This is a genomic window from Flavobacterium sp. 90, from assembly GCF_004339525.1.
Classification (GTDB): domain Bacteria; phylum Bacteroidota; class Bacteroidia; order Flavobacteriales; family Flavobacteriaceae; genus Flavobacterium.
In genome coordinates, this window is sequence record NZ_SMGE01000001.1 from 4125837 (window position 1) to 4139984 (window position 14148).

Annotated in this window: 7 protein-coding genes; 5 read left to right on the forward strand and 2 right to left on the reverse strand. The window is 34.3% G+C overall.

The features are described from left to right. Window positions 1-241 precede the first annotated feature (241 nt). Entirely contained in the window at window positions 242-4312 is a 4071-nt protein-coding gene (locus C8C83_RS17380; RefSeq protein ID WP_121329671.1) for a hybrid sensor histidine kinase/response regulator transcription factor, read from the reverse strand. Window positions 4313-4449: 137 nt separating this feature from the next. Beyond that, window positions 4450-5412, reverse strand: coding sequence for a hypothetical protein (locus C8C83_RS17385; protein ID WP_121329672.1), 963 nt, complete (start codon window positions 5410-5412; stop codon window positions 4450-4452). A gap of 716 nt (window positions 5413-6128) precedes the next feature. Here C8C83_RS17385 and C8C83_RS17390 point away from each other — a divergent pair. The 5 genes from C8C83_RS17390 to C8C83_RS17410 all read left to right on the forward strand — a co-directional run bounded on the left by C8C83_RS17390 (window position 6129) and on the right by C8C83_RS17410 (window position 14145). Next, entirely contained in the window at window positions 6129-9071 is a 2943-nt protein-coding gene (locus C8C83_RS17390; RefSeq protein ID WP_121329673.1) for a SusC/RagA family TonB-linked outer membrane protein, read from the forward strand. 10 nt (window positions 9072-9081) lie between these two features. Continuing rightward, a complete protein-coding gene (locus tag C8C83_RS17395) occupies window positions 9082-10689 on the forward strand; it encodes a RagB/SusD family nutrient uptake outer membrane protein (protein WP_121330079.1) in 1608 nt (535 codons plus the stop codon). 30 nt (window positions 10690-10719) lie between these two features. Beyond that, window positions 10720-11787, forward strand: a complete 1068-nt coding sequence (locus C8C83_RS17400) for a SusE domain-containing protein (RefSeq protein WP_121329674.1) — start codon at window positions 10720-10722, stop codon at window positions 11785-11787. Between the two features lie 225 nt (window positions 11788-12012). Continuing rightward, a complete protein-coding gene (locus C8C83_RS17405) occupies window positions 12013-13110 on the forward strand; it encodes a glycosyl hydrolase 53 family protein (protein ID WP_233566114.1) in 1098 nt (365 codons plus the stop codon). A 3-nt stretch (window positions 13111-13113) separates the two neighbouring features. Then, complete coding sequence (locus C8C83_RS17410; protein ID WP_233566115.1) at window positions 13114-14145, forward strand: glycosyl hydrolase 53 family protein; 1032 nt, start codon at window positions 13114-13116, stop codon at window positions 14143-14145. The last annotated feature ends 3 nt before the right edge of the window (window positions 14146-14148 follow it).

A 14148-nucleotide genomic window follows, 5' to 3' on the forward strand; every position in this document is an offset into this window, starting at 1 on the left:
TTATATCCTAACAGGTTTCCAAAACCTGTTAGGTATTATTTTATCCATAAAGTTTACAATCGTTCCAATAGATCAACGCACAGATTTGTCATTGCGAGGAACGAAGCAACCACATTTGCAAAATCACCTATATGTATAATTGTTAGTGAGTTTGCTTCGTTCCTCGCAATGACAAAATTTCTGCTTCCGACGCTTCCAAACTATTTGTTAGAATTAATTATTTTCAACAGTTTTTTCTAATTTACGAAATATCCCTTTTCTGAATAATATTCAATTCCTTATTAAAAGAATTCCTGTATTTTTTGATATATTCTGAAGGTTTCATTCCGAATAATTTCACGAATTGCTGACGGAAATAACGCTGATCTTCTATACCAACCTGAGGACCAACCTGTGCGATATTTATATTTTCGGTAAGCATAATTACCGCAGCTCTTCGAATTCTGATCGATCTGATGAATACATTTACGGTTTGCCCTGAAATCGCTTTAATCTTTTTGTAAAGACTGGAATGGCTCATTCCCATTTCGGCAGAGAAACTCTTTAGGTTAAATTCGCTGTTTTCAAGATTGGCTTCGACGATTTCGATACATTTATCGAGGAATTCTTTATATTCAGTTGGAACTTTATTTACATTTTCGCGAAGCGTAATACTATCCAGAAAATATTTACGCAATTGCCCTCTGTTTCGAAGAACAGAATCTACTCTTGCCAGAAGAATATCACTGTCAAAAGGTTTGGTCACATAATCATCTGCACCTTCTGTGATGCTTCGCAAATGAATATCGTTGCTCGTTGTAGCCGTTAAAAGTATTACCGGAATATGGCTTAAATCATCATTTTGCTTGATTTCTTTGCATAAATCCAAACCGTTCATGCCTTCCATAGAAATGTCACTCAGAACAATATCCGGCATATGTTTTTCGACAAGTTTCAATCCTTCAATACCATTTGCCGCCGAATAAACAATGTAGTTTTTAGTAAAAAGCTGCACGAGATAATGGTTCATTTCAGGATTATCTTCAACGATTAGCAATACCTTTTTTGTACTGATTAATTCTTCCTGCAGCGTTTCCGGATGTGATGGCTGAACTCTTTTTTCGGATGTATTTTGAGGAGTTGCCGGCATTCCTTCAAGAAGTTCGCCCACAAGCGGAGACATATGCGAATGATTCTCGTTTATGTTCATCTCTGCAAAATGGCTGTTTCCTTTTGGAAGTATAATAGTGAACGAAGTGCCTTTTCCAACTTTACTTTTGCACGTTATTTCGCCATGATGTTTAGTCACAAAATATTTAGCAACATAAAGTCCAATTCCAAAACCATTACTGGCTTTAGACTGAATTTGTTTGAATTTTTCAAAAATAGTATCAAGATCATTTTCCGCGATTCCGCTTCCGGTATCTGAGATAATGATCGAAACATCGGCAATATTCTCAATTATTTCAATAGTTATTGATCCTTTATTAGGAGTAAATTTGAAAGCATTCGAAATTAAATTGAATAACGTAATCTCTATTTTTTCGTAATCGCCATATATTTCTGTCGGAGTTTCTTCTTCAATAAATTGATAATTTAAGCTTTTTACAGACGCCATTTGTGTGAAGCTTTCGTAGATTTCGCGACAAAGCGAGTTTAGATTAATCTTCGAAATTTTGAGTTCGTCAAGATCCGTTTCAGCTTTTCTAAATAGTAATAATTGATCTGTAAGACTCAGTAATCGTTTGGCATTTTTATAGGCGAGATTGATATCAAGATCATCTTCAGAGCGGTTTTTTCGTTCAATGGCGCTTTTAAGTGGATTTATAATTAAAGATAAAGGAGTTCGCAATTCATGCGCCATATAAGTGAACATAGAAAACTGCTTTTCGGCATGTTCCTTGTCTTTTTTATGCTCCATTCGGGCAAGTTTTATCTCGTACCGAAGTCTTTCTTTGTTTTTATGATAATCGACATACGCATAAATCGCACCGATTGCGGCAATGAGATAAAAAGTATATGCCCACCAAGTTCTGTACCAAGGCGGAAGTATTTTTACCGTTGCCAGCGTTACTTCATTAGTCCAATTTCCAAAAACATCGGTTGTTTTTACTTTAAAAACATAAGTTCCTTCTGTTAATCTTGAGTAATTTGCACGGTTATTCTTCGAAGTATAATTCCAGTTTTTATCCCAACCTTCGAGAAAGTAAGCGGTATTTATTTTTTCGGAATTCACATAATCAAGATAAACAAAATCAAAACTCAATGCTGATTTGTCATAAGGAAGTTCGGCAGCGCTTATCATTTCGAGTTTTTTCTCGGTTATATAAGGACTATCCAATTTTAAGGACTGATTGTTTACCAGCAAATCATTTAGTAAAAACTTGCCTGTATTGTTTTTGTCTTTTATGCTTTCCGGATGAAAAACATTGAAGCCGTTTATGCCTCCAAAAATAAATTCTCCGGTAGAAAGTTTCGCTCCGGCATTCCAGCTAAATTGATTGCCCTGAAGTCCGTCTGTAACGCCAAAATTTCTAAAAGTATTATTCTTAGGATTCAATCTCGAGATTCCGTGATACGTACTCATCCATAAATTCCCTTTTTTATCTTCCAGAAGGCGAAGTACAGTATTACTCGAAATTCCGTTTTGAGTGGTATATTTTTTAGAGGTACCCGTTTTTCTGTTGAATAAAAGCAAACCGCCTTCGACTGTACCAATCCAGAGATTTTTGTTTTGATCTTCGGTTATACATCTGATGTTATATTCAGAATGATAGTTTTTTATTTTTTTGGTTTGTGGATTTATTTCAAAAAATGAATTGAAAGTTCCGCCCCAGATTTTGCCGTCTTTGGTTTCATAAAGACAAGTAACATCGCGCAAAGTATTGCTGTAACAAATAAACTTGTTTTGCTTTCGATCAAATTGATATAATGCTCCGCCATTAGTAATGGCAAGCCACAACGTTTTTTTCGAATCTAAAAATAATAACCACGATTCCTGTTCGGCTTTTTTAGTGTATTGATTATAAATCGAAAAATTCTGAATTGCTTTTGAATTTGGATCAATGCGACAAACTCCGCCTTTCCACATTGCAACCCAAATTGCATTATCAGAATCTCTGACAATACTGGTCACAAAGTTACTTTGAAGCTTTCTGTTCGAAGGCGATGTAGCAGAGTAGACGTCGTAGGTATTTTGTTTCCTGTTCCAATATCGCATTCCGGCGCCATCTGTACCAATCCAGACATTTTTCTTTTCGTCTTCACAAAAAGAAAGCATGAAGTTTGCTGCAGGATCTTCATCTTCTTTATTCGTTAGCGGATCTTTGCTTTTAAAGTGATTGAAATAAAGCGGTTTTTTCCCCATCATACTTACGCCTCCGCGAAGGGTTCCGAACCACATTTCTCCTGTTTTACTTTCGAATATATCATACAAAGATTTACTGTTGAGTAATGAAACAGGACCGCTCGCACGATATAACACAGGAGTAGATTGGTTTTTTGCAATTGTAAAAAGACCAGCTCCGTCAGTGGCAATCCAAAGTCTGTTTTCTTGCTGAAAAAAATCACGTACTACAGTTTTTTCCAGAAAGTAATTCTTAGAATAGGTATTCAAACTTTCATTATATAAATAAGCGCCTTCATCAGAACCAACCCACAATCCTTCATTTGTCAGTTTAATGCAATTTGAGCCAGTAATTGTATTATTGAGAAGCGTTAGTTTATTTGATTTAATATCATATTTGCAAAGACCGGTTCCGGTTATAAAAACGTAGAATATTTGTTTTTTGGCATTATAAGATATTGATCTTGCAATATAACTTAATTTTCCGTTGAAGGGAATTGCCGTTCCAATTTTCTCGCCTTCTTTATAAACTACAATTGCTTCTTTAGTGGCAACAAGAATAATATGTAGAGAATGTACCGCAATTATTTCGTAAGCGGTAACGTTTAAAGGTTTGATTTTTTTATTCGTATCATAATATTTCAATGGACTAAAAGAAGAGCGTTCTGCATTAAAAACTACGGGACCAGCAGTTGTACCAATCCACAAATTGTTTTCAAAATCACCTTCAATACAGCTTATAGCATTTCCCTGAATAGAATTGGGATCCGTATGAACATGGCGGTAAATTTTAAAATCATTTCCATCATATCTATTAAGTCCGTCAAAAGTTCCAAACCACATATAGCCATTCTGATCCTGATATATAGTTGCAACAGAATTATTAGAAAGTCCTGACGAAATATCAAGATGCTTTATTGGGTAATTCTGTCCAAATACATTTATAGAAAGAAAACTAATAATAAGGAAGAATTTTAGCTTATTCATAGATTTTTTTTTAAAAGCTTATTGCTCTTTTGATATACGAAAAATAGAAGAAATGCGATCTGAAAGCCGGATCAATTTTTTTAGGTGAATATTTTTGAAATTGTTTTAACGTTTTGAAAGGTGGAATTCCTAAATCCTTATTCTATAGCTAATATTCTTTCGGCTTTATTATTCCAAAGTATTATATTTTGCTCCATACTTGATGTAATAATTTTATTTCCTTGTTTATTCCAGGAAACACCCCATAAATAGTCTTTAGAATTGCCTTCGGAGACAAGTTTGCCGTTGGTGTCCCAAATTCTCAACGCATCACTTGCAGTTGCTAATCTGCTTCCTTTTGAATTCCAGGTTAAGTTTCTATATTCTGCTTTACTTATATCAATTGATTTTAATAGTTTACCGTTTTCATCCCAGTATTGAAGCAGGGATTTGTCTTTTTCATCACCATAGTCTCCTGTAACAAAAAAAGTACCTGATTTGTGCCACGCAATACTCAACAACATCACTTCTTCTTGTCTATGTTTTATTGATTTTAGCAAATGTCCTTCAATGTCATAAAAACGTATTTTGTCTGTAACAGTAATAAGAATATTTTTTTGAGGATGCCAATCAATGGCCATTATGCCCTTGGTATTTTCATTATTGAATTTTTTAATTAATTCACCTTTTGTATTGTAAATTAATATTTGCCCGTCATTGTCTCCAACTGCTAAATATTCACCTGTATTGTTCCAGTCAATTCCTCTTGCTCCATCTGGTGAAATTCCGTTTAATTCAATTTTTTCGTCCGTATCCAAATTAATAATACTCGATTTGTCGCCTGACATTTGTGTTGCTACAGCAATTATATTTTTTGAAGGATGCCACTTTATACGTGTAATAGTGTTCTTTATATGAAAAGACTTAAATGGTTTTAGATCCTTTTCATTATAAATTTTTAAAGTGTCTATATTTCCGCCAATCGCTATGAATTTCCCATTCGGACTCCAATCCGTTGTCCAAAGAATTTCCTTTGTTATCGAATTTTGAGCAAATGTCTGATTGCATAAAATAATAGTCAGAAAATTTATAATTGTCAGTATTTTAATTCGGTTCACCATTTTGTACGTTTTCTTTTTAGGGTTGCCACAAACTGTATAGTTTGCGAAATTAATTTATTTATTATATAATGTGTAAAAACAACATTTGTTTTTTAAGTTAATTACGGTTTGTTATTTCCACTTTTTTTTGAGATCAAGATTTTGAGTTTTTTTCAGATGAATATTTTGATAATATATTGATTAAAAATTACACTCTAAGTTAATTATTAATTATATTATTTTAAAGGTAAATTATTTGTTTTGTCATTTTTTTTTGAATGAAAAATTGCATAATATGTTTTTATAGCGTGTTGTATATGGGTTTTTACGAAAATGTCCCCTTTTATAAATGAATTTTTCCCTGTCATAAAAACTTCTTGTATCCTTAATTTGCAAAGTGAGTTGACCAGCTACAACGTTTGAAAAATAATCTTTTGTTTTTTATTCCAAGTCAAGTCAACGAAAACAAACTAACCAATTATCGTAACCAAAAAAAAATTAAACATGACTAACATTCCAATTAAAATTTACCCGGACAAGCTTTTTCTTATTCTGAAAAAAATAGAGTAAGCTTATTAAAAAAGGAGATTATAATTTTAAGAAACGATTTCTATTTAGAAACAATCATCCGAAAAATAGACTTTGTTTCTTCTAAAAAATTATAGATCCATTCAATCAATTTGTGACCAACACTCATTAATAAAAACTAACTTAAACAAAACCAATTTTTAAAAAGTATGAAAAGAATTAAAACCAAATTTTTACTTTTATTACTCTTACTTCCTTTTTGTGTTTTTGCTCAGAACACAATAAGCGGTATTGTCTTGGAAAAGTCCACCAAGCAGCCCATACCGGGAGCCAACATAAAAGTATTAGGTACAAATATCAGTACCTCGACTGATTTTGATGGAAAATTTCAATTATCCGGAGTAAAAGCAGATAGCAAAATTGTATTTTCTTATACAGGTTATACCAATCAGACTGTCGCAGTTGCCGGACAAAAAAACATTACGGTAAATCTTGAAGAAGATAATAACCAACTGAAAGAAGTAGTCGTTCAGGTAGGTTACGGAAGTGTGAAAAAGAAAGATGCTACGGGATCTGTAACAGCGCTTACTACGAAAGACTTTAACAAAGGAAACAATATTTCAACAGAAAACTTGCTTAACGGTAGAGTTGCCGGTTTGACTGTAAACTCAACTGGTGCGCCGGGTTCTAGTTCTCAAATTAGAATTCGTGGAGGAAGTTCACTTTTTGCAAGTAATGATCCGCTTATTGTAATTGACGGATTGCCTTTGGATAACAGTACAAATGTTGGAGCATCTTCGTTTATGGCATCGCTGAATCCTGCAACTGTTGAATCGATTACGGTTTTAAAAGATGCATCGGCTTCTGCAATTTACGGTTCTCGAGCTTCAAATGGTGTAATTATTATTACGACTAAAAAAGGTAGCAAAACATTATCTGTAGATTATAATGTGCAATATGCTGCGGGATCATTGACTAAAACAGTTGATGTTTTTAGTGCAGACGAATTTAGAAGTGTTATTGCAGACAGAAGAAGTGATGATTTAAGCAAATTAGGAACTGCAAATACAGATTGGCAAAGAGCAATTTACAGAAACACCGGAACAATAGATCAAAGTTTAGCAGTTAGAGGAAGTTTATTTAATATCATTCCGACAAGTTTAACTTTAGGAAATACTGATCAGCAAGGTTTGCGTTTGACAAATGAGTTTAAAAGAAATACTGTTGGTTTAGTAATGAATCCAACTTTCTTAGACAATCATTTAAAAATGAGACTTTCTGCGAATTATGCAAACGAAAAAAACAGATTTACAGATGGTGTTGAAGGAGCTGCGATTGGTTTTGACCCAACGCAACCTATAAAAGTTGAAGGCGCGCCTTATGGAGGGTATTTTGAATATACTACAGGCGTTGATGCAAACGGAAATTATCCTTTGGTTTCAACTGCGGCAAGAAATCCAGTTTCGCAATTGTTGAATACAAATGACAGAGGAAAGAACGACAGATTTTTTGGAAATTTTGAAGTTGATTATAAATTTCACTTTTTCCCAGCTTTAAGAGCCGTTGTAAATGTTGGTTTTGATGAATCAAACGGAGAAAGAAGAAGATTGGTTGGTGCTGATGCAGGTTCTGCTCCATCAAACAACAATATTCCGTATGGCACAAATGAATATACAGAAGCGATGAGAAGAAATAAGTTATTAGATACTTATTTAGTTTATAATAAAACGTTCAAATCATTGAATTTTGAAATGACTGGTGGTTATTCATACCAAAAATTTCAAAGCTCAAAATTTGAAACCGGTAATATTTTAAATCCTGATTTACCATCGACATTTCCTGAAACGACTTTAGATACAGATGTTGTTTTATTAGGATTCTTTGCGAGAACAAACTTAAACTTCAGAGATAAATATTTATTGACATTATCTTACAGACGAGATGGTTCTTCTAGATTTGAAGAAGCAAACCGTTGGGGAAATTTCCCTTCTGTAGCTTTTGCATGGAAAATGAAAGAAGATTTCTTTAAAGACAGTACCGTATTATCTGACTTAAAATTAAGATTAAGTTATGGTATCACTGGACAACAGGATATTCCTGAACCAAACGGATACTTGCAGAAATACATGGTAGGTGGCGGAAATGCTGAATACTATTTTGGTACAAGTCCGGTTCCGGTTGCACTTCCTTCAAAAAGAACAAACAACTTGAAATGGGAAGAAACAAGTTCGTATAATGCAGGTCTTGATTTTGGTTTCTTAAACAATCGTTTATCTGCAGGACTTGATGTTTACTACAAAGAATCTAAAGATTTATTAGTAAACGCAGCAATTTCTGATGGAAGTAATTTCTCTAACCGTGTGTATCAAAACGTTGGTAGCTTTACTACAAAAGGTGTTGAGTTTACGATTAATGCAAATGCGATTAAAACATTGGATTTTAACTGGAATATGAATTTCAATATTTCAAAATTCGAAAGAAGAATCAAAAATCTGGTTAACGGAACTGATATCTTTTTGGGAGATAATATCGCAGGAACAGGAACTCCGGGACAAATTTTCAGAGAAGGTTACACGCCATATTCTTTCTACGTTTACAAACAATTGTACAACAATGAAGGAAAACCAATCGATGGTGCTTTTGCAGATTTGAATGGTGATAATATCAAAAACGATTCAGACAAATACATTTATAATAATCCGGATCCGGATTTTACATTAGGATTTGCATCTAATATGAATTACAAAAAGTTTGACTTTTCATTCAATTTAAGAGCAAGTATTGGTAACAGAATTTTTAATGCTGTAGATGCGAGCAGAGCACAATATGATGCGATGGAAAATGGAGGTGTTTTAAGTAATATTCCAAGTCAGGTAACACAGACTAATTTTCAAACTACTTCAAATGTAGTATTATCAGATCTTTATATTGAGAATGCTTCTTTCTTAAAAATGGATAACATTACTTTAGGATATACGCTAAATAATTGGGTAAACAGCAAAGCTTCATTAAGAGTATCAACGGGAGTTCAGAACGTTTTTGTACTTACAAAGTACACTGGTTTAGATCCTGAAATTACAAACAACGGTGTAGACAAAACAATTTATCCAAGACAACGATCAGTATTATTTGGTCTTAATCTTAAATTTTAATACAGCAATCATGAAAAAATATATATTAATAACAATAGTAGCATTGACTGTCGTTTTTCAGTCGTGTACAGATGATTTAAACGTAGTTTCGAAAGATGACGACGTTCTTTCTTCTGATGTATTATTTTCTACACCTGACGGATACAAAAAAGCATTTGCCGGAGTGTACGGAAACTTGACTTTAACAGGAGTTATTGGTCCTAATGATTCTTCGTTAGAAGGTGTAGATGCAGGAACAAGCCAGTTTACAAGATGTTTATTATACATGCAGGAATTAACTACAGACGAGTTAGTTTGGAGTTATGAAAATGATGGTGGAACAGCAGAATTGCAACGTAATATCTGGACAGCAGCAAATCCTGTTATTCTTGGAATGTTTAGTAGAACTATGGTTTCTGTTGCTTATGCAAATGAATTTTTGCGTCAAAGTACACCGGAAAAATTAAGTTCAAGAGGTATTACAAATGCTGCAACCCTTGCAGATATTGCACTTTACCGTAAAGAAGTTCGTGTTTTAAGAGCTTACGCTTATTATAACATGATGGATTTATTTGGAAAAGCGCCAATGTACACTGAAAATGATCCTTTAAACTTTACCGGACCTGAGTTTAACAGAAAACAATTATTTGATTTTATCGAAAAAGAATTAATTGCGGTTTTACCGGATTTAAAAGCAGCAAGAACAAATGAATACGGAAGATTAGATCAATCTATGGCGCGTATGATTTTGGCTAAAATGTATTTAAATGCTCAGGTTTATATTCAGGCGGATCGTTTTAATGATTGTATTACAATGTGTAACGAAATCATTGCTGGAGGTTATACTTTGAAACCAAAATATCTGGACAATTTTAAAGCAGATAACAATACTTCTGCTGAAATTATTTTCGGAATTCAGTCTGATGGATCAGTTTCTCAAAACTGGGGAGCAACGACTGTTTTAACAAACGGACAAATTGGTGCGTGGGAAAATAATGGTGCTGATTTTGGAATTGGCGGTTGGACAGGAGCGCTTAGAATTAGAAAAGAGTTTGCTCAGAAATTTGATGGTTCAAAATTCAGTCAAGACACAAGAAATACAATAGGAAAAGGAGTTGCAGGAGATCCTGGAAAACAAAGATCTATTGATATTGAAGATATTGGTGTAAAAACACAAGGTTATATTTTGTCTAAATTCTCGAATAAAACGTCAACTGGAGTTAACGGAATCAGTTCGACTTATGCTGATACTGATTTTCCATTATTCAGATTGGCAGATGTTTATTTGATGTATGCAGAAGCAACTTTAAGAGGCGGAAACGGAACTTCGGCGAAAGCCTTAGAATATGTAAATGATTTAAGACAAAGAGCCAATAATAATTCGACTATTGGTAATATCACTTTAAGTGACTTAACGCTTGATTTCTTAATTGATGAGAGAGCAAGAGAATTACACTGGGAAGCGCACAGAAGACAAGATTTAATTCGTTTTGGAAAATATACCGGAGGATCTTACAATTGGGCGTGGAAAGGAAATTCTTCAAAAGGAATCGCTATTCCTGCTTATATGAGCGTTTTTCCTATTCCGGAAGGATCATTAGGAGCAAATAGAAATTTAACTCAAAACACGGGTTACTAAAACTTTTTTTAAACTTAAACGATACACAAAATGAAACTTATATATAAACTATTTATAGCTGTTGTTTTACTTACAGGATTTTGGTCTTGTGAAAACGAAGAAAATTTAATGATTGTAGAGCCACAAGCGGCGGCTTTTACTTTGATAACTCCGGAAAGTGGTTCTTCTACAATTCTAAATAAAGACACACCAAACAATACTGCATTGACATTGACTTGGGAAAAAGTAAGTTACGGAAACCCAACAATTGTTACTTATACAGTACAATTTGCAGTAAGTAATACAGAGTTTGCAGCGCCGGTTGATATTACAACGACTACATCTACTCACGCCACTATTACAGTTGCAGAATTGAATGCAAAAGCACTAGAACTTGGACTTACAGCAAATGTTGAAGGAACAATCGATGTGAGAATTAAATCTACTGTTGGAACAACTTTATCAGAACCAAAAACTTCTACGCCAATCACCATTAATTTAACTCCTTACAGAGGTGTTTTCCCTAGAGTTGATTTGTTTTTAGTAGGACCTGGAACTGCTGCAGGATGGAGCGTAACAAGCAACAATATGCCAATCTTTAGAGATCCAAAAGAAAATGCAAAACAGTATTATACAGGATATTTTAACAAAGATGGTTTTAAATTAATCGAGCAAATTGGTTTCTGGGCTCCGGCTTACGGGACAAACGGAGCAAAAGTACAATACAGAGCAACAGAAAGCGATACTGATCCGGGAGTTTTCCCAACAGCAGCTGCAGGTTATTACAGTTTTGAACTTAACCTTGAAGAGTTAACATACAAAATCACACCTTATACAGGACCATTGACAACGTATACAACAATTACTGTATCTGGATCTGTATTAACAGGCGATGATGGGGGGTGGCAAATGGATGTTCCTATGGTTCAATCAACATTTGATGCTCATATCTGGAAAGTTACTCAAACTTTAAAAGCCGGAAAAATGAAATTTAAAGCAAACGGTGGATGGGATACAAGCTGGGGAGATAATGGTGGAGACATTATTGTTGAAGCTGGAAAATATGACATCTGGTTCAATGACTTAGACGGTCGTTACATGTTCATCACAACTCCATAATTGAATTAAAAAAATTAAAGAAGCCTCGATGCTATTATTTTGAGGCTTCTTTAAATTAAAGTTTTTTAAAATTCAAAATTTCACCAGTTAAGTAATAAACATAATATAGTGTCGTAATTTAAAACGAGATAAAAATGTGCGTTGTTGATTTTGAGTTATTTTAATTGAGATCAATCCTTTCGACTTTACGACTTTTAAACTTTCGACTTACTTATAAATCTTATCATGAAAAAATATATAAAAATTCTTGGGTTACTTGCCATAACTGCCATTCAGTTTTCGTGCTCAAGTAATGATTCAACAGACAAAGAAGCGGTAAATCCGCCAGATGCAACAGATACTTTTATCAGAGCATCAGATGTTTCTTTTCTTCCACAAATGGAATCTTTAGGAACTAAATTTTACAATAATGGCAAAGCCGAAGGAATGCTTACAACGCTTAAAAATGCAGGTTGTAATACAGTCCGAATTCGTTTGTGGAAAAAACCTGTAAACGGTCGTTCCGGTCTGGCCGAAGTAAAACAATTGGCACAACAAGCAAGACAAGCAGGATTGAGAGTTTGGCTTACTGTTCACTATTCTGATGATTGGGCAGATCCGGGCGTTCAGACAACTCCGGAAGAATGGAAAAATCTAAATTTTGCTGATTTAAAAACAGCCGTTACAAATTATACTGCAACAATAATGTCAGAAATCAATCCTGATATTATACAAATTGGGAATGAAATCAATAGCGGATTATTGTGGCCACAAGGAAACTTAATCAGTAACGAACAACAATGTCTTGCAATCTTAACAGCTGCAAGTGCAACAGTTCGCAGTAAATCACCAAACGCAAAAATAATGATTCATTATGCAGGTGTAAGTGCCGGAGGTACAGATTGGTTTTTTAACAAAATGAAAAGTGTTGATTACGATTATATCGGATTATCGTATTATCCTGTTTGGCACGGTAAAGATTTAAACGAAGTAAAAACTACCATTGATGCCTTAGGAAAAAAATTCAGTAAAAAAGTTTTTATCGCAGAAACTGCTTATCCTTTTACTTTATTGCACAACGATCAAACTAACAACATTGTAGGTTCAAGCGATCAGTTGGTTCCGGGATATCCTGCAACTCCTGCCGGACAAAGAACTTTTGTTACAGATATTAAAAACATCGTAAAAGCATCAGAATTTGGACAAGGATTTGCGTATTGGGGTGGAGAATGGGTTGCTTTTAAAGGACCACAATCTCAAAGCGGTTCTACATTCGAAAATCAGGCTTTGTATAGTTTTGATAACAATGCTTTATCAGTAATGCAAGCTTTCAGTAAAGAATAAAACATGAAAAAATCACTTAAAATTGCTTCTTTTTTAATGCTAATTGGTCTTGCTTTTACTTCGTGTAAACCAAAAATGATTAGCGAAAGAAACTCTTTTTCAAAAGGAGCAGATATAGGCTGGCTGCCACAAATGGAAGCAACAGGTTATAAATTTTATGATGCAGACGGTTCTCAAAAGGACTGTCTGCAATTATTAAAAGATCGCGGAATAAATACCATTCGTTTGCGTGTTTGGGTAAATCCAAATGATGATAAAGCAAGCGGACATTGCAGTCCCGAAGAAACGGTTGTAATGGCAGTTCGCGCTCAAAAAATGGGAATGCGTATTATGATCGACTTTCATTACAGCGATTCGTGGGCAGATCCCGGAAAACAAAAAAAACCGGCAGCTTGGGAAAAACATTCTTTTCCTGAATTGTTGACAGATGTTTATCAACATACTTATGATGTTCTGAAAATGTTGAAAAAAGCCGGAGTAACACCGGAATGGGTTCAGGTTGGAAATGAAATCCCGGGTGGAATGCTTTGGCCGGAAGGAAGTACAGACAATTTTAAACAATTGGGACAATTACTTGATAAAGGATACGAAGCGACAAAAGCTATCGATCCAAAAATTAAAGTTATTGTTCATTTGGATGAAGGAAATAAAAGCGAAAAATTCAGATGGTTTTTTGATAAAGCAACTGAAAACAAAGTAAAATATGATGTAATTGGATTGTCTTATTACCCATATTGGATTAAGACGGATTATCAAAGCACCATTGTAGATTTAGAAAATAATCTAAAAGATATGGCTTCGCGTTACAATAAAGAAGTTATGGTTGTTGAAGTTGGTGGTGATTTTGAAGCAGTACAAAATACCAAAGAAATGCTTGAAGCTACTATAAAAGCGGTAAAAAGCGTGCCTAATAATAAAGGTTTAGGCGTGATTTATTGGGAACCGCAAGGCGAAAAAGGCTGGAGTGGTTATCAGCTTAATGCCTGGCTTTCTGACGGAAAACCTTCGCCGGCATTGGATGCTTTCAAAAATTAAATA

Bases quoted from the DNA above. Each gene is read 5' to 3' on its own strand.
- C8C83_RS17380 (WP_121329671.1), bottom strand. From the start codon at position 4,312: ATGAATAAGCTAAAATTCTTCCTTATTATTAGTTTTCTTTCTATAAAT.
- C8C83_RS17385 (WP_121329672.1), bottom strand. From the start codon at position 5,412: ATGGTGAACCGAATTAAAATACTGACAATTATAAATTTTCTGACTATT.
- C8C83_RS17390 (WP_121329673.1), top strand. From the start codon at position 6,129: ATGAAAAGAATTAAAACCAAATTTTTACTTTTATTACTCTTACTTCCT.
- C8C83_RS17395 (WP_121330079.1), top strand. From the start codon at position 9,082: ATGAAAAAATATATATTAATAACAATAGTAGCATTGACTGTCGTTTTT.
- C8C83_RS17400 (WP_121329674.1), top strand. From the start codon at position 10,720: ATGAAACTTATATATAAACTATTTATAGCTGTTGTTTTACTTACAGGA.
- C8C83_RS17405 (WP_233566114.1), top strand. From the start codon at position 12,013: ATGAAAAAATATATAAAAATTCTTGGGTTACTTGCCATAACTGCCATT.
- C8C83_RS17410 (WP_233566115.1), top strand. From the start codon at position 13,114: ATGAAAAAATCACTTAAAATTGCTTCTTTTTTAATGCTAATTGGTCTT.